Consider the following 15,454-nt stretch of genomic DNA (forward strand, 5'->3'; position numbering starts at 1 on the left):
TTTGTCGAGAGCTTCAACGGCCGCCTGCGGGACGAGTGCCTCAACGAGCACCTGTTCGCCAACTTGCGCCAGGCCAAGGAGCTGATCGCGGCATGGCGCGCTGATTACAACCACCACCGCCCCCACACGAGCCTCGACGGGCTCACCCCCTGGGAGTATCACCAACGGTCACAAGAGGACCAAACCCTGAACAGCGCTAACCTATAAGCGCGGACTCTAAGGGGAGCAGGTCAATCGACGACCGTTTAGCACCCGATCACTAAGGTTCTGTCAGTTGCGAGCGACAGCATCGGTGCTGCGGCGCTTTGCCGGTGGGTAACCATGTCCGCGTAAAGCAGTCTGAGGGCAGGTTTGAACGTTTCATTCCTCAGCGGCCCGGCGAGGTTGCCGCTGCCGAAACGCTTACGCCCTGCGGCTTAGACATGTCTCGGACGGTGATCCTAAGCTTACCGTGAATCCCATGGAGCACCGCCACAAGCACCAAAAAGACTGCGTCTCCTCCGAGCGCCTGTGATATTCTGCGGCACACCAGCACGTCTTCCCCTAAGCCTTCCAGACCAGAGCATACCTGAGTTCTGGGTTTGCAGAAGGGTTTGCAACTACCTCAGGATCCATTCGATCGCCTTAGGGGGCCAGATGTCCGCCGCGGACGAAAGCTAGCGACTCAAGTCAGAGGACGAAGACATATCGTCGTAGACCGCCAAGACGGTTCAGCCTGAAGAACAGCAGGGCAACGCACCGAACGAAGTGCATTGTCTATACATCCAAGTCCTACCCAACCTAACGGCGCCGCATTGCTCAGTGACAATACAGCAAACCAATCCGCTCAATATCCGCTCTGACGGTTGGGCCTGAACTCCCGAACCGGGCACGATTGGCGCATCTGGTCTACGCCGGGCGCGCCTCATCGGGAGGTGCATTTGGGGTCGCGACGCTACACCGGGCGCGGCCGGCGTTCTTTGACAGATACAGCGCAACATCTGCGTCAGACATGAGGCGGTCGGGTTCGGGGATGTCGTAAAATGTCGACATGGTGATCCCGATGCTCCCGGAAATACGGCATTCGTGCCCCTCCCAAAGGATCGGCTCCTCCAGGCGAAGAATGATGCGCTCCGCGATGCGGCGCATCAGATCAACATCGCTGCAACCCGCAAACACGAGTATGAACTCATCCCCGCCAACCCGCGCCACCATGTCCCCCTTGCGAACCTGATCGCGCAGGATTTTCCCGACCACAGAGAGAACGTAGTCACCCGCTGCATGACCCAGGGTGTCATTCACCGACTTGAAGTAGTCCAAGTCCAAATGCATCAGACCGAAAACCGCACGCTCTTCGGCAAGGTCAGTCAAGTGCCGGTCCATGGCGCGTCGGTTCTTGAGCCCGGTCAATTTGTCGGTCACGGCTTGGGATTCCGCCAGGGAGCGCGCGTCTGCTAGACGTGTGTTGAGACGCTGAAACTCACCCAAAACAGCGGACTGGGCCTCCATGAGAAAGAGGATTTCGACAGTGGGGTCGAAGGCCGCGAAGTCGCCCGCGCTCAAGCCATGACGTGCCACGCCGCTGGCCACATCCGCCCCAAAGAAGATGTTCATCAACCCCTGCCCTGCCCCCAGCTCATAGACGACGGCCCGCATGCGCGAGCGGTGTCCCTCGGCGGGAACCGCAACCTCTTGGCGCAACTGGATCGTCAGGCGGCGGCCCTCGTGCTGGAACAAACGCCCGATACCCGTCCCCAGGCGCGGCTGAAGGACACGTAAGACACTGGATAGACTGTCGCCTTCCTTCACTTCGGCCAAGCGGCGGAGGGTCGGACCCGCCCGCATCACGACACCCTCACCATCGAAAAGAAGGTGCATGGGCATCATCCGGTCTAACACATCCAGCGGCAGCGCCACGGTCATCAGGCGGCCCCTCCGAGGGAAAAGGCCTGGGGCGCCTGAAAATCCTCGTCGAAGAGCTGGATCGAGACGATCTCCACCCAGCCCGCAGATACCTTTTGGGTCGCGTCGATCTCAATCATGGCGAGCGCCCCGTATTCATCCGCCAAGGTCCGCAGGATGCCGGTCAAGAGGCCACTGGCGCCCGGAATGGGCCAGGTGCATTGCACCTCGAACTCCACATCATCCACTTGGCAGAGGTGAAAGATTGGCAACTCCAGCTCCGGGACCGCCATACGCGCCCGCGCCTCCACCTCATCGAGCGAAAGCACGAGATCGCGAAAACTGGTGCCAATGAAGCGAAACAGACGGCGGACCGGTTGCAGGGGGGGATGCGTACAAATCCAGATCCCGATATCCTCCATCAACTGCAACCTGTCGCGCCCCAAGCGCTTGGCAGCCGCAGTCTGGGCTGCGGCGAACACCTCATTCGGGTAGCTCTGCATCGCTTCAAACCCGTCGATGCCCACCTCTGCGTCCCGCGCGATGGCGGCCCATACGTCCTTACCATGGGCCGAGATGACATAGCCCTCCAACGATTTGCAGATCATCCCGTGCATTGCGCCCCAGCGTCCTCAGTACCCGCGGAGGAGCCTAGCGGCCCAGGCATGAAGATCGCGTTAAGGGGCCAAGGACCGCGTTAGAAATCCGTGGGCGCCCCGCCCTCTTCTTTTCGCTTCGCAACGAAGGCGGTCAGTTCCTCTCGTATGGCCGGGTCCATTTGGGGCGGCTCAAAACCGTCGATGATGGCGCGCGCAATCCCATGGGCGCGCTCCGCCGTCCAGGTGCCGCCAGCGCCGTCCCAAGCCTCGAAGTTGCGCCAGTCAGACAAAAAGGGCTGATAGAACGCCTCCTGATACCTGTCCTGAGTATGCTGGCAGCCAAAGTAATGCCCGTCGGGCCCGACCTCAGCGATGGCGTCGAGCGCGATGTCCCCCGGTGTCGTGGCATGGATCGCGGGGTCGAAATAGCGCTGGATCTGCTGCAACACCTCGCAATCCATGACAAACTTTTCGGGGCTCGCGATCAAACCGCCCTCAAGCCAGCCTGCGGCGTGATAAATGACATTTGTGCCCGACTGCACCGCCGCCCAGAGAGAGGCCGTGGTCTCCCACATGGCCTGGCCATCGGGAACATTGGCAGCGCAGACGCCGGATGACCGGATCGGCAGCCCATAGAAACGGCCCATCTGCCCTGTCATCTGCGTGGCGCGGATGTATTCCGGCGTCCCAAAGGCGGGCGCGCCCGATTTCATGTCCACATTCGAGGTAAATGTCCCGATGGCCACGGGTGTGCCGGGCGAGATGAATTGCAGCAGCGCAATGGCTGCCAACCCCTCGGCGAGGCTCAAGGTCACGGCCCCCGCCATGGTCACCGGCGCCATGGCCCCGGCCAGGGTGAACGGGGTCACGATGACCGGCTGGCGACGCCGGGCATGGATCATAGCCCCTTCGAGCATGGGGAAGTCGTGCTTCAGCGGGCTGACGGAATTGATGTTCGTATAGATCCGGGGCGTGGCCTCGAACTCTTCGTGGCTCAACCCACCGGCGATGCGGGTCATCTCAAGCACATCCTCGACCCGTTCGCGCCCCAGCGAATAGGCATGGACCACCTTATCCGTCAGCGTCAGCTTTTCGAACAGGCAGTCCAGATGGCGGACCGAGGCGTGGACGTCCACCGCCTCCACCGGATACCCGCCCGCAAAGTGGATGCAGTTAAAGTACTGGGTCAGCTTCAAAAGCTCGATGTATTTATCCAACGTGCCGGGCACCTTGCCGGTCTTCAGATCCCAGTAGTTCGGCGGGCTCGACACATTGCCGAAGGCCATCCAATTGCCGCCGATGGTCAGGCGCCGATCAGGGTTGCGCGGCGTGATGGTGAATTGGCTCGGCGCATGGCCCAACATCTCCATCACGAAATCGCTGTCCATGCGCACGTTGGTGCCATCAACACGACACCCCGCCCGGCGCAGGTGGTCCACGGCCTCCGGGTTCAGGAACTCAATCCCGATATCGCGGAGGATCCGCATGACACCGGTATGGATCGCCTGGATACCGTCTCCGTCCAAGGGTTCGGTCGGGCGGTCGATATTGCGCGGCTGGCGGAATGGCATCTGATCGATGATCGCCCCGCCCGCGCGGGCCGCATGGCCCCGGCGACCACCAGAGCGGCGGCGACGCGGTACGGTCTGATCCGGCTGTCCGTCCATGGCATGCCCTCCCTTTGCGTGTAGCTTGGGAGGGGTCGGCGCCGGGAACTGCACGTCTTGCGACCCCGAATGTCGTTTTCGCTAGCTGGGCACCCGCTCCGAAAGCCAGTGGGGCAGATCAGCGATACTGTCCAAGACGGCCACCGCATGGGGCGAAAGGGCTTCGCGATCTAAGGTCCCGGTCAGGACGGCCACCGCATCCATGCCAGCCCCATGCGCGGCGCCCATGTCCGTCATGCCATCGCCGACCACCAAAACCTCGGACGGCGCTAACCCCTGTGTTCTCGCAAAGGCGAGGGCACCGTCTGGGGTCGGTTTTGGCCCCCAACCGCTGTCGTACCCGATCACTTGATCGAAGGCGTCAAGGACACCCATGGCGGCCAGATGGGTGCGCGCCTCCGCCTCATCGGCATTCGTCAAGATGCCAAGCAGCAACCCGCGCCCCCGCAATCCAGCCAAGAACGGCGCCAGGTCCAACACGGGGACTTGCGTGACCTCGATCACCTTAGCGTCCCACCATTGAACAAGTTGCTGCGTGGACCACCCGGTCTCCTGCGCGAGGGCCTGCCCCATCTGCGCGCTGGTTCCCGTGACAAAGGCGCCGTCGGCTCGGATGACGCCCAGGTCCAGGTCAAAGCCGATGATATCGGCCAAACGCTCGGGCGCGAGACCAGCCTGCTCCGCCATGCCCCCGATGAAACCGGGCAGCCAAGCCTCCCAGGTCTTGCGAAAATCGGTGAGGGTGCCGTCTTTATCGAACAAAATCGCGCGGTACATGGCGTCGTCTTGCCAGGACAGGCCGGGCTTTGCCAGCACCCAATCAGTCGGCGCGCACCGCCCCCAAAACTGGCCCAGGTTTGCCATCGACCACGGTCTGGGCCAGCACAATCTGCGACAGACCCTCGGGGGCTTCGGGCAGAACGACGGACAGCCGCTCTTCGCCGGACCACTCCACCAAGGGATCCCAACTGCGCACGATGTTATGGTAAGTGATCTTCTTCCCGGCGTTTTCCCCGTGGGAAATGCGGACGGTCGCCTTTGGCTCAACGGTCACCAGAATGATCTGCGCCCCTCCGTCGCGGGGCATGGCAGTCACGGCCTTCCCATCCGCGCTGGAGGCGAGGCGCAGCATGTCGGTCGTCTGGGCCTGATGGGCATCAATCATTTCCGCCAGTTGCATCCCCGAAGGCCCCGCAACCTGGTCCCGCCCGCCGATCACAAACTGGGGGGTATACACCACACTGGACCCAGCGGCGGAGGCATAGAGCCGTTGGCGTTCGGAATGGGCGGGGTCCGCAAATGTGTCGGCCCACCCGATCCAGTCCCAATAGTCCACATGCAGGGACAGGGCGATCACGTCATCCCGTTCCGCCAACATGCCCAACATGTCATCCGCCGGCGGGCAAGACGAACATCCTTGCGATGTATACAACTCCACCACCACTGGATCAGCGGCGGCGGGCAGTGCCAAGAGGCTCACAAGGGCAAGGGGCAGGAAGCGCATCGGCGGCTCAATCCAATCAGGGTCGCCTAACACACCTAGCGAGGGCGCCACGCCTTTGCCAATCACCCTTGGGTGAGCGGCCCGCGCCCTGTGGCCTCAGAGCCAGCGTCGGCTCTGCGCCAGGTACGTCTCGGCCGCGGGCCCGAAGGCGCGCCGCAAGCCGGCCTCCTCCACCTGGGCGAACCGACGGTCAAGCACCCACCACAAGGCGGGCACGGGCAGCAGCGCCAAAATACTCGGCTGCCTGAGGGCATAGCCCAGCGCGATCACGACGAGCGCCAGATAGATCGGGTTCCGCGACACGCGGTATGGCCCCTCCACGATCAATGCCTTGGGGGCGTGGTGGGGTTCAATCGGTGTCTTCTTGCGCCAAAACCAGACCCCCGCCCAGAGGATCAGCGCCAAGCTCGCCCCAATCAGCGCCGCTCCCAGCCAGTCGCCAAAGGCCCCAAGCCCCGCCACAGGCACAAACCGCCCAATCGCCCAGGACGTCGCCATGGTGCCCAACAGCCAGATTGGCGGCAGGTCCGGGGCGTTCTTCATGTGCGTGCCTCCTGCCAGAGCCGAAGACACGATAAACGGTCGCTCAACTCTGGGCCTTTGGTGTGATCTCCGCCACGACGATACCGTGGTCCGATTGGCGGCTTTTGCCGACACCGTCATTCAACATGTGATCGGTCAAAACGTCAAAGTCCGTGACCCGCCCAATGCTGTTGGGCGATAGGTCCGAGAAAACATCAGACAGCAGAATATAGTCCAAGGTCGACCACTCCTGCCGGAAAATATAGGTGCCCGGGCGTGGCGCGCCGGACTCGTTCGGCCACAGGTGGAAGGCATCCTTCAGGCGGAATCGATGCATATGGGCCTTGGTCCCGGGGGGCCAGTCCGCCTCCGACAATCCGCCGATATCATAGATCGGGTCGGCCATGGTGATCGCCCGTAAGGCCACGGACCGGGAATCATCGTTGAGATCGCCCAGCACGATGATTGGTCGCGTCTCTTCCGCTTCTAGCTGCGCGGCAGCCCTCAGATACAGCGCCGCCGCCTCGGCGCCCCTCTGCAACATCGACCAGACGTGCCCGCGCGACATCTGCCGCATGGTGTCATAGACGCGGTCCCGCCAAGGCATGTCATCGGGATAAGGCGCCCCGTCCATCTTGGGGCGCTTGGATTTCAGGTGCACGCCATAGACGGTCACCTCTCCGAAGTCGGGCGTATCGACCACGACGCAGACCGGCGGGCGCGAGAGGCTAAAGTCGTCCTCTACGGGCAGAAACGCCTTGAGACCCTCGTCCACCGTCACGGGATCCGTCCGCAGGATCGGAAAGCGCGACGCAATGGCGACGACGGGGTTGAAAAAGACCTCGGGATCCTCTGGGTCCTGCACCGGTTCCGAAGCCGTCGCGAAATGGGGGTAGCCGGCCTGCTCACACAACACCCGAAGCGCCTCGATCGAAAACACCTCCTGGAAGGCCACGACGTCGGCATCTGTCCGCAGCAGTTGTTCGCCGATCCAGTTGGTCTTGTCCTGCCAAGCGTCTTCCGTGTGGGTGGACCGCCCGTTGTCCTTGCGCTCGTACCAATGGTTCGGCGGCTCTAGGAACTGGTACAGATTAAACGTGGCAACGCGCATGGGTCTCTCCTCTCACATGGGCGACACGTTAGAGGGACTGCGTGACCCATGCGTGATCCGAGCGTGGACCCCGAGGCGGTCGGCGCCGGACCGCCCCGCGCAGTCCACCGTCGACCCGCCCGAGGCGTCGGATGGCTGCTGCCGCTTGTCTTACGGCCAACCCCGGACGTTCATGCCGCCGCCAGGTTCCGCAGAACGTAGTGCAGCACGCCGCCGTTCTTGATGTAGTCGATCTCCACCTCCGTATCGATCCGGCACTTGAGCGTGACCACACGGTCGGTCCCATCGGCCATGGTGATCTTGGCCTCGACCTCTTGCAGGGGACGCACATCGCCCAAGCCTTCTATGGTCACCACCTCGTCGCCGGTCAGGCCCAAGCTGCTGCGACTGTCGCCGCCCGTGAACTCAAACGGGATCACGCCCATGCCCACCAGGTTGGAGCGGTGAATACGCTCAAAACTCTCGGCAATGACGGCCTTTACGCCCAGCAGCGCCGTCCCCTTGGCCGCCCAATCGCGGCTGGACCCGGCGCCGTATTGCTCCCCGCCGAAGACCACAAGCGGCACGCCCTTGTCCTGCCAGGCCATGGCCGCGTCAAAGATCGAAGTCTGCGCGCCGTCCGGCCCCTTGGTATAGCCCCCTTCGACCCCATCCAGCATTTGGTTCTTGATGCGGATGTTGGCGAAGGTCCCGCGCATCATCACCTCGTGGTTGCCCCGCCGCGACCCGTAGGAGTTGAACTCCCGCACGGGCACCTGACGCTCAACCAGATAGCGCCCGGCGGGCGTGCTTTCCTTGAAAGACCCGGCGGGCGAGATGTGATCCGTCGTCACCATATCGCCCAGCACGGCCAGGACCCGCGCGCCCCGAATATCCTCGATGGCGCCGGGCTTCGGGTCCATCCCTTGGAAATAAGGCGGGTTCTGCACATAGGTGGAGGCGGCGGGCCAATCGTAGGTTTCCTGCGCCGGAACCTCCACGCCCTGCCACTTGTCGTCGCCCTTGAAGACGTCGGCATATTTCTCCTGAAAGGCGGCGCGAGTCACCGTTTGCTCCACCAGTTCGGCCACCTCTTGGGCACTGGGCCAGATGTCGCGCAGATAGACGTCGCGCCCCTCGCGGTCCTGGCCCAAGGGCTGTGACGCGATATCCACGTTCATGTCCCCGACCAGGGCATAGGCCACCACCAGCGGCGGCGAGGCCAGGTAGTTCGCCCGCACATCCGGCGAAATCCGCCCCTCGAAATTGCGGTTCCCCGAGAGGACACTGGTCGCAATCAGATCGTTGTCGTTGATGCACTTGGAAATCTCAGCACCCAGCGGCCCCGAATTGCCGATACAGGTCGTGCAGCCATAGCCCACCAGGTTGAACCCGATGGCGTCCAGATCCTCTTGCAGGCCCGCCGCCTCCAAGTAGTGGGACACCACCTGCGATCCTGGCGCGAGCGAAGTCTTGACCCAGGGCTTCCGGTTTAGCCCCAGGGCCCGCGCCTTGCGCGCCACCAGACCCGCACCGATCATGACATAGGGGTTCGACGTATTCGTGCAGGAGGTGATCGAGGCAATGACGATAGAGCCGTCGTGCAACTGCGCCCGGTCCGCCTCTCCGCCCGACACGAAGCCGCGCTTGTGGTTGCCCGTATCGCCGGGGATGTCCGAAGGCTCTGGCGCGCCACCCTCCCCTTCCCAGCGGATCTCGGCCTTGGGCGATGCATCCTCTCCGGACCGAATGCCATCAACGTAGGCCCCAAAGGCCCGCGCCGCGTCGGTCAATGCGATGTAATCCTGCGGCCGCTTCGGCCCCGAGATCGCTGGCACGATGGTGCCCATATCCAGATGCAAGGTGTCGGTGTAGATCGGCGCGTAATCATCGCCCCTCCACAACCCATTCGCCTTGGCATAGGCTTCGACCAGGGCAATCCGGTCCTCGTCCCGCCCAGTCTGCCGCAGGTAGCGCAGGGTTTCTCCGTCGATGGGAAAAAACCCACAGGTGGCGCCGTACTCCGGTGCCATATTCGCAATCGTCGCCCGGTCCGCCAGCGGCAACGTGTCCAGGCCCGCGCCATAGAATTCCACGAACTTGCCGACGACCCCCTTGGCACGCAGCATCTCCACCACCTTCAGAACCAGATCGGTACCGGTGGTGCCTTCGACCATCTGACCAGTCAGCTCAAAGCCCACAACCTCGGGGATCAGCATGGAAATCGGCTGCCCGAGCATCGCGGCCTCTGCCTCGATCCCGCCGACGCCCCAGCCCAAGACGGCGGCGCCATTGACCATGGTCGTGTGACTGTCGGTGCCCACAAGCGTATCGGGATAGGCCACAAGATCCCCGTTCTGGTCGGTGTCGGTCCAAACGGTCTGGGCCAGGTATTCCAGGTTCACCTGATGGCAAATCCCGGTCCCGGGTGGCACCACGCGGAAATTGTCGAAGGCCGTCTGACCCCATTTCAGGAACTGATAGCGCTCCATGTTGCGCTCATACTCGCGGTCCACATTCATCTGGAACGCGCGCGGGTTGCCGAATTCGTCGATCATGACCGAGTGGTCGATGACCAGATCGACCGGGTTAAGCGGGTTGATCTTTTGGGCGTCGCCGCCCAGTGCCTTGATCCCGTCGCGCATGGCAGCCAGATCCACGACCGCCGGGACGCCGGTAAAGTCCTGCATCAGAACGCGGGCCGGACGATAGGCGATCTCGATAGGGTGGCGCCCGCCTGCTTCTGCCCAAACGGCGAAGGCGGCGATATCCTCCACCGACACTGTGTGACCGCCATCTTCAAACCGGAGCATATTCTCCAGCACCACCTTCAGTGCCGCTGGCAGCTTGGAAAAGTCGCCCAACCCCGCCTCGCTGGCCGCCTCAATCGAATAATAGGCGAGCGTCTGGTCGCCGACAGTAAGCGTGCGGCGAGTCTTGGCGGTATCGGTTCCGGTCTGAACGGTCATTGGCGGCCTCCAACGCTGGCTATGACGACCGGTCCGGGCTCCGCAGGCGAAAGACGTTGAACCGGCCTTTGATATCAAATCCAGATATGACAGCCCGTCGCATTCTCAAGCGTCCACGCTAAGTCGGCCCGTTTCCCACCTATGCCCCGTTGCGCCGCGCTGCCGTCTGGCGCAAGACAGCGCCATGGAACTGCGTGTCGAAGGTCTGGCCTGTCGCCGTGGCGAGGCCGTCGTGCTGCGCGACGTGGGCTTTGTGCTTGCGCCCGGCGAGGCATTGATCCTGCGGGGACCGAACGGCGCGGGTAAGACAACGATGCTGCGCGCCCTTGCGGGTCTGACCCCCCCTGTCGCGGGCACCATCTCTGCCCCGCAGGAGGCGATGGCCTACGGGGCACACGCTGACGGGCTGAAGGCGCAGCTGACCGTGGCCGAAAACCTGACCTTCTGGGCTGCGGCCTTTGGGACCTCGGGCATCGGGCCGGCCGTGGCCGCCTTCGATCTTGGCGCGCTGCTGGACCGACGCACGGCGGACCTGTCGGCTGGACAAAAGCGACGGGCGTCGCTGGCGCGGATGGTCCTGACCGGGCGGCCCATTTGGTTGCTGGACGAGCCGACGGTGTCGTTGGACGCCGCCAACGTGGCGCGTTTTGCGGCGGCTGTCTCAACCCATCTGGAGGCGGGGGGCTCCGCGCTGATTGCCACCCATATCGACCTGGGCCTGGCCGAAACACGCGTGCTGGACGTCACCCAATTCGCTGCCCGGGCCGCAGCGCGACGCGAAGCCGACCCCTTTGCGGAGGCCATCGAATGACGCGCAGCCGCCTGACCTCATCGCGCGGACACAACACCCAAAGGGGCCGCGTCCGATGATCGCTCTGCTGTTGCGCGACCTGCGCCTCGCCTTGCGTGCGGGCGGCGGCTTTGGCCTGGGGCTTGGGTTCTACCTGGTGCTCGCAACGCTTGTGCCGCTGGCAGTGGGCCCGCAGCCGGACCTGCTGGCCCCCATCGCGCCCGGTATCCTCTGGCTGGGCGCGCTTTTGGCCTGCCTGCTCTCACTCGACCGCCTCTGGGCGCTGGATGCGGAGGACGGATCCCTGGACCTGCTGGCCACCTCGCCTCTCCCGTTGGAGGGCGCGGCCACCGTTAAAGCCCTGGGCCATTGGCTCACGACGGGTTTGCCGCTGACGGTCATCGCGGCCCCGCTGAGCCTGCTGCTGTTCCTACCGACGCAGGCCCTGCCCTGGCTGGTGATCTCTCTGGCTGTGGGCACGCCCGCCCTTTCCTGGCTGGGCACCTTTGGCGCCGCCCTGACGGTGGGTCTCAAACGCGGGTCTCTGCTGCTGTCGCTTTTGGTGCTGCCGCTCTACATCCCCACGTTGGTCTTTGGCGCCGAGGTTGTGCGGCGCGGTGGCGAGGGCCTCTCCGTGGCCACACCGCTCGCGATCCTAGGCGCGATCAGCCTGGGCTGCTTGGCCATTCTGCCCTTCGCCACGGGCGCAGCCCTGCGCGCCAACCTGCGCTAAGCGGCGGGCTGGCATCCACCCGAGTGCGAACAATCCTTGCCCAGACGCGCGGCGTGAAACGGGGCAGATATTGCAAAGACAGAGCCCGAGCGCCAAACAACCTGCACTCAGACCCCGGCCGATCAAAGATCGTGAACCATGAGGCAACGCTCGCCTCGGAACACCAGCCGACGCAAGACGTGCCCCACGCGACCGGTGGCCGGACGCCCTCTCTCGTGACATACCTAGGCGGAACGCAGGCCCGTCATTCCACAGACCTCCCCCACGAGCCCCGACCAAGACGTGACACCCATGGACATGCCAAGCAAAAAGTACGGACGCACCTACCACTTGCCGACCTCTCCGGGGGCTACGGACGATGACAAGACGATGTCGGACATGGCCCACCTGATGTCCGCGTCAGAGATCGTCATCACCGAAAAGATGGATGGTGAAAACACCACGATCCACGCCGGCGGTTGCCACCCGCGCAGCCTGGACCCCCGCCCCCATCGGTCGCGAGACTGGGTCAAAGCCTTCGCCGCTGGCATTTCTCCCGCGTTGGACCAGGGCGAGAGAATCATTGGGGAATCGCTCTTTGCCCAACATGCAATCGCCTATGACGCATTGCCATCTTACTTTCTGGGGTTCGCCGTTATCCAAAGCGGCACGGTCCTCGGCTGGGATGAGACGCTGGCGCGGTTTGAGGGCCTGGGCATCACGCCCGTCCCCATCCTCCATCGCGGCCCACCGAGTGTCGGTGTCATCGACACCACCGTGGGGTCGCTGGATCTGACCCGGCAGGAAGGACTGGTGGTCCGCGTCGCAGGCTCATTCCCGGAGGCGCAGCAAGATCGATACCTCGGCAAATGGGTGCGCGCGGGCCACGTCGCGACGGATGTTCATTGGACGAAGGGACCGCTGGTCCCCAACCGCCTCGCGTGATGGGGCAATCCGGACGACAAAAAGGACGGCGTGTCCTACCGTCCCCCGTCATATCTGCCGCAAACGCCATCGCTTGACCGGCCCCGGGAGCTCTCTGACACCCCCGTGACGATGCTGCACTTGAAGCCCAGCCCGCCGGTCCATAGGAAAGGGCCATGTCACTCTGGGAATACGCCAACCCCCGCCGTTTCATGGCCCTGTCCGCAGCCGTTTTGCCATGGACCTGGGGCCTTGCCATCGCCCTCTGTGCCGTGGGTCTGACCTGGGGCTTTTTCTTCACGCCCGAAGACTTCCGCATGGGGCATTCGGTCAAGATCATCTACATCCACGTCCCCTCGGCTTTCATCGCCATCAACGCTTGGTTCATGATGCTTGTGACCTCGTTGATCTGGCTGATCCGGCGGCACCACGTCTCGGCCCTGGCCGCACGCGCGGCGGCCCCGGTTGGGCTTATCATGACAGCGGTCGCGCTGCTGACCGGCGCGATCTGGGGCAAGCCCATGTGGGGCACCTATTGGGAATGGGATCCCCGTCTGACCTCCTTCTTGATCCTCGGTTTGTTCTACCTGGGGTACATCGCCCTGTGGTCCGCCATAGAAGAGGCCGATCAAGCCGCTGATCTGACCTCTATCCTGTGCCTCGTGGGCACAGTCTTTGCCGTGCTCAGCCGCTACGCCGCGCAATTCTGGAACCAAGGCCTGCACCAGGGCGCCTCGCTCTCGCTCGATAAGGAAGAGAACGTGGCCGATGTCTTTTGGCTGCCCCTCGTGGTGTCGCTTGCGGGGTTTGTCGTCCTGTTCCTGGCCCTTGTCCTGCTGCGCACCCGGACGGAGATCCGGCGCCGCAGGCTCCACGCGCTCACGCTTCGGGACCGTCTCGCATGATTGATCTTGGGAAGTACGCCTTCGATATCTTGCTCGCCTATGGGCTGAGCGCTGTGCTGATCATTGGCTTGGTCGCGCAGACCATCGCCAGCGCCAGGTCCGCCCGCCGTCGTCTGGAGGACGCCGAAAAATGAAATGGCTTGCCTTGGCTCCGGTTGCCATCTTCGCGGCACTGGGCGGCTTTTTCCTATCCGGCCTCTTCCGCGAAGACCCTGACGCCCTGCCCTCGGCGTTGATCGGGGAGACCGCCCCCGCGATCGACGTGACCGAATTGCCGGGGCGCACGCCCTTACCCGACGGTTTCTTGGCCGACGGAGAGGTGAAGCTCGTAAATTTTTGGGCCAGTTGGTGTGTCCCCTGCCGGGTTGAGCATCCGCAACTGAAAACCCTGGCTGAGGAGCTGCCGGTCTACGGCGTGAATTACAAAGACCAGATCCCCGATGCTATCTCCTTCCTGGAGGAACTGGGCGACCCCTTCGCGGGCATCGGTGTGGACGCGCGGGGGCGCGTTGGCATCGACTGGGGGCTCTACGGCGTTCCCGAGACGTTCGTGATCGCGGGGGACGGCACCGTGGCGCTGCGCTTTGCGGGGCCAATCACCGTCTCCGTGATCGAAGACACGATCCGACCCGCTATCGAAGCCGCCAGGGCCCAGTAGCAGGGCCACGCGGTTTAGACCAACGACCCGCCGCCTCGTGCGGTCGTTTCGGATCAACACGCAAGGACGCATCCCCCCAAACGCAGCCGCCACGCCGTTTGTTGGCCGCCCGTCTCCCCTGTCTTTAGCGGTTAAACCGCCACCCAGCCGACTGCGCTTGGACCCAATCCCAACTGGACTGGCACATATCCGACAGGCCAAAATCCGCCTCGAACCCCAGCACCTCCCGCGCGCGCGCAGGATCCGCGTACAGCCGCGGCACATCGCCCGGGCGCCGGGGACCAATGACGTGGGGCAAGTCGCGACCCACCACGTCTTGATAGGCGCTGTGCATCTCCAACACGGATACCGGCGTTCCCGTGCCGATGTTGACGACATGGGCCCGACCGTCCAGCAGCGCCTCCATCGACAGAACATGGGCCCGGGCCAGGTCCATCACGTGGATGTAGTCCCGCCAGCAGGTCCCATCGGGCGTGTCGTAGTCATTGCCGTGAACCGTCAAACGCGCCAGCTCGCCCATGGCGACCTTGGCAATATAGGGCATCAGGTTGTCTGGGATCCCGCGCGGGTCCTCCCCGATCAGGGCCGATGGATGAGCCCCGACCGGGTTGAAGTACCGCAAGACCCCGATCTGCCAGGGATCGGCCTGCGCCGCCTGGGCGAGGATGTGCTCGCAGGTCACCTTGGTAAACGCATAGGGCGAGGTATGGGACAGCGGCATGTCCTCGGTCAGGGGAAAGACCTTAGGCTCGCCATAAACCGTCGCCGTGGACGAAAAGACCAAGCGCCAGACACCCGCAGCCTTCATGGCCTGCATCAGTGCAGTCAGCCCACCGATATTGGTCTGGGCATAGTCCAGGGGGTTCGCGACGCTCTCCCCAACCGCCTTACGCGCCGCGAAGTGTACGACCCCGTCGTAAGCCTCGGCCGAAAACACTTGGGCCAAAAGATCGGCATCCAGGACCGATCCTTCGATGACGGTGACGTCTTCGCCGACCAAGCGCCCCAGCCGCCCGACGACATCGGGGTCACTGTTGGAAAAGTTGTCCAGGATCATCACTTGGTGACCCGCGTCGCGCAGGGCCACAAAGGTGTGAGAGCCAATGTATCCGGCCCCGCCCGTCAGTAAAATACGCGCCATCGTGATACTTCCGAACCGGATCCGCTGCCTGCGCCGTCCCTGATGAACCGCAAAGGTGTCAAATTTTCGACGACTTTCCCTGAGATTTGAAC

Annotated in this window: 16 protein-coding genes; 7 read left to right on the forward strand and 9 right to left on the reverse strand. The window is 63.5% G+C overall.

Features of this window, described 5'->3' with window-relative positions:
- The coding region (locus tag K5R33_RS00005; protein WP_220746926.1) for an integrase core domain-containing protein at positions 1 to 207 on the forward strand (207 nt) is incomplete at its 5' end.
- A gap of 681 nt (positions 208 to 888) precedes the next feature.
- On the opposite strand, the gene K5R33_RS00010 is transcribed toward K5R33_RS00005, so the two are convergent.
- From K5R33_RS00010 to acnA, 8 genes are all read right to left on the reverse strand, one after another.
- The gene (locus K5R33_RS00010) at positions 889 to 1,902 is read right to left on the reverse strand and encodes a GGDEF domain-containing protein (RefSeq protein ID WP_220746927.1); all 1,014 of its coding nucleotides are present in this window, start codon (positions 1,900 to 1,902) and stop codon (positions 889 to 891) included.
- Positions 1,902 to 2,498, reverse strand: coding sequence for a heme NO-binding domain-containing protein (locus tag K5R33_RS00015; protein ID WP_220746928.1), 597 nt, complete (start codon positions 2,496 to 2,498; stop codon positions 1,902 to 1,904). Before K5R33_RS00015 ends, K5R33_RS00010 begins: the two co-directional genes overlap by 1 nt.
- 80 nt (positions 2,499 to 2,578) lie before the next feature.
- Entirely contained in the window at positions 2,579 to 4,147 is a 1,569-nt protein-coding gene (locus tag K5R33_RS00020) for a trimethylamine methyltransferase family protein (protein WP_220746929.1), read from the reverse strand.
- Between the two features lie 81 nt (positions 4,148 to 4,228).
- Complete coding sequence (locus K5R33_RS00025) at positions 4,229 to 4,924, reverse strand: HAD family hydrolase (protein WP_220746930.1); 696 nt, start codon at positions 4,922 to 4,924, stop codon at positions 4,229 to 4,231.
- Positions 4,925 to 4,967: 43 nt separating this feature from the next.
- Positions 4,968 to 5,651 carry a DUF1223 domain-containing protein gene (locus K5R33_RS00030; protein WP_220746931.1) on the reverse strand — a complete coding sequence of 228 codons (684 nt, stop codon included), beginning with the start codon at positions 5,649 to 5,651 and terminating at the stop codon, positions 4,968 to 4,970.
- 96 nt (positions 5,652 to 5,747) lie between these two features.
- Positions 5,748 to 6,194, reverse strand: coding sequence for a methyltransferase family protein (locus tag K5R33_RS00035; RefSeq protein ID WP_220746932.1), 447 nt, complete (start codon positions 6,192 to 6,194; stop codon positions 5,748 to 5,750).
- A gap of 43 nt (positions 6,195 to 6,237) precedes the next feature.
- Positions 6,238 to 7,284, reverse strand: coding sequence for an endonuclease/exonuclease/phosphatase family protein (locus tag K5R33_RS00040; protein ID WP_220746933.1), 1,047 nt, complete (start codon positions 7,282 to 7,284; stop codon positions 6,238 to 6,240).
- Between the two features lie 170 nt (positions 7,285 to 7,454).
- Entirely contained in the window at positions 7,455 to 10,232 is a 2,778-nt protein-coding gene (acnA, locus tag K5R33_RS00045; RefSeq protein ID WP_220746934.1) for an aconitate hydratase AcnA, read from the reverse strand.
- 184 nt (positions 10,233 to 10,416) lie between these two features.
- Between acnA and ccmA the strand changes: the two genes are divergently transcribed.
- The 6 genes from ccmA to K5R33_RS00075 all read left to right on the forward strand — a co-directional run bounded on the left by ccmA (position 10,417) and on the right by K5R33_RS00075 (position 14,221).
- Positions 10,417 to 11,043, forward strand: coding sequence for a heme ABC exporter ATP-binding protein CcmA (gene ccmA, locus K5R33_RS00050; RefSeq protein ID WP_220746935.1), 627 nt, complete (start codon positions 10,417 to 10,419; stop codon positions 11,041 to 11,043).
- 55 nt (positions 11,044 to 11,098) lie between these two features.
- A complete protein-coding gene (gene ccmB, locus K5R33_RS00055) occupies positions 11,099 to 11,755 on the forward strand; it encodes a heme exporter protein CcmB (protein ID WP_220746936.1) in 657 nt (218 codons plus the stop codon).
- Between the two features lie 291 nt (positions 11,756 to 12,046).
- Positions 12,047 to 12,679 carry an RNA ligase family protein gene (locus K5R33_RS00060; protein ID WP_255576119.1) on the forward strand — a complete coding sequence of 211 codons (633 nt, stop codon included), beginning with the start codon at positions 12,047 to 12,049 and terminating at the stop codon, positions 12,677 to 12,679.
- Positions 12,680 to 12,834: 155 nt separating this feature from the next.
- On the forward strand, positions 12,835 to 13,563 hold the full coding sequence (ccmC, locus tag K5R33_RS00065) for a heme ABC transporter permease CcmC (RefSeq protein ID WP_220746937.1): 729 nt from the start codon (positions 12,835 to 12,837) through the stop codon (positions 13,561 to 13,563).
- A complete protein-coding gene (ccmD, locus tag K5R33_RS00070; RefSeq protein ID WP_220746938.1) occupies positions 13,560 to 13,697 on the forward strand; it encodes a heme exporter protein CcmD in 138 nt (45 codons plus the stop codon). The genes ccmC and ccmD overlap by 4 nt, the downstream gene beginning before the upstream one ends.
- On the forward strand, positions 13,694 to 14,221 hold the full coding sequence (locus K5R33_RS00075) for a DsbE family thiol:disulfide interchange protein (protein ID WP_220746939.1): 528 nt from the start codon (positions 13,694 to 13,696) through the stop codon (positions 14,219 to 14,221). The genes ccmD and K5R33_RS00075 overlap by 4 nt, the downstream gene beginning before the upstream one ends.
- Before the next feature lie 124 nt (positions 14,222 to 14,345).
- Here the strand turns inward: K5R33_RS00075 and galE are convergent, their stop codons facing one another.
- Complete coding sequence (gene galE / locus K5R33_RS00080; RefSeq protein WP_220746940.1) at positions 14,346 to 15,362, reverse strand: UDP-glucose 4-epimerase GalE; 1,017 nt, start codon at positions 15,360 to 15,362, stop codon at positions 14,346 to 14,348.
- Between the last annotated feature and the right edge of the window lie 92 nt (positions 15,363 to 15,454).

This window comes from Jannaschia pagri (assembly GCF_019655435.1).
In the GTDB taxonomy this organism is placed as follows: domain Bacteria; phylum Pseudomonadota; class Alphaproteobacteria; order Rhodobacterales; family Rhodobacteraceae; genus Jannaschia; species Jannaschia pagri.

Bases quoted from the DNA above. Each gene is read 5' to 3' on its own strand.
- ccmD (WP_220746938.1), top strand. From the start codon at position 13,560: ATGATTGATCTTGGGAAGTACGCCTTCGATATCTTGCTCGCCTATGGG.
- galE (WP_220746940.1), bottom strand. From the start codon at position 15,362: ATGGCGCGTATTTTACTGACGGGCGGGGCCGGATACATTGGCTCTCAC.
- ccmC (WP_220746937.1), top strand. From the start codon at position 12,835: ATGTCACTCTGGGAATACGCCAACCCCCGCCGTTTCATGGCCCTGTCC.
- K5R33_RS00010 (WP_220746927.1), bottom strand. From the start codon at position 1,902: ATGACCGTGGCGCTGCCGCTGGATGTGTTAGACCGGATGATGCCCATG.
- K5R33_RS00075 (WP_220746939.1), top strand. From the start codon at position 13,694: ATGAAATGGCTTGCCTTGGCTCCGGTTGCCATCTTCGCGGCACTGGGC.
- acnA (WP_220746934.1), bottom strand. From the start codon at position 10,232: ATGACCGTTCAGACCGGAACCGATACCGCCAAGACTCGCCGCACGCTT.
- K5R33_RS00015 (WP_220746928.1), bottom strand. From the start codon at position 2,498: ATGCACGGGATGATCTGCAAATCGTTGGAGGGCTATGTCATCTCGGCC.
- ccmB (WP_220746936.1), top strand. From the start codon at position 11,099: ATGATCGCTCTGCTGTTGCGCGACCTGCGCCTCGCCTTGCGTGCGGGC.
- K5R33_RS00060 (WP_255576119.1), top strand. From the start codon at position 12,047: ATGGACATGCCAAGCAAAAAGTACGGACGCACCTACCACTTGCCGACC.
- K5R33_RS00035 (WP_220746932.1), bottom strand. From the start codon at position 6,194: ATGAAGAACGCCCCGGACCTGCCGCCAATCTGGCTGTTGGGCACCATG.
- ccmA (WP_220746935.1), top strand. From the start codon at position 10,417: ATGGAACTGCGTGTCGAAGGTCTGGCCTGTCGCCGTGGCGAGGCCGTC.
- K5R33_RS00040 (WP_220746933.1), bottom strand. From the start codon at position 7,284: ATGCGCGTTGCCACGTTTAATCTGTACCAGTTCCTAGAGCCGCCGAAC.
- K5R33_RS00025 (WP_220746930.1), bottom strand. From the start codon at position 4,924: ATGTACCGCGCGATTTTGTTCGATAAAGACGGCACCCTCACCGATTTT.
- K5R33_RS00020 (WP_220746929.1), bottom strand. From the start codon at position 4,147: ATGGACGGACAGCCGGATCAGACCGTACCGCGTCGCCGCCGCTCTGGT.
- K5R33_RS00030 (WP_220746931.1), bottom strand. From the start codon at position 5,651: ATGCGCTTCCTGCCCCTTGCCCTTGTGAGCCTCTTGGCACTGCCCGCC.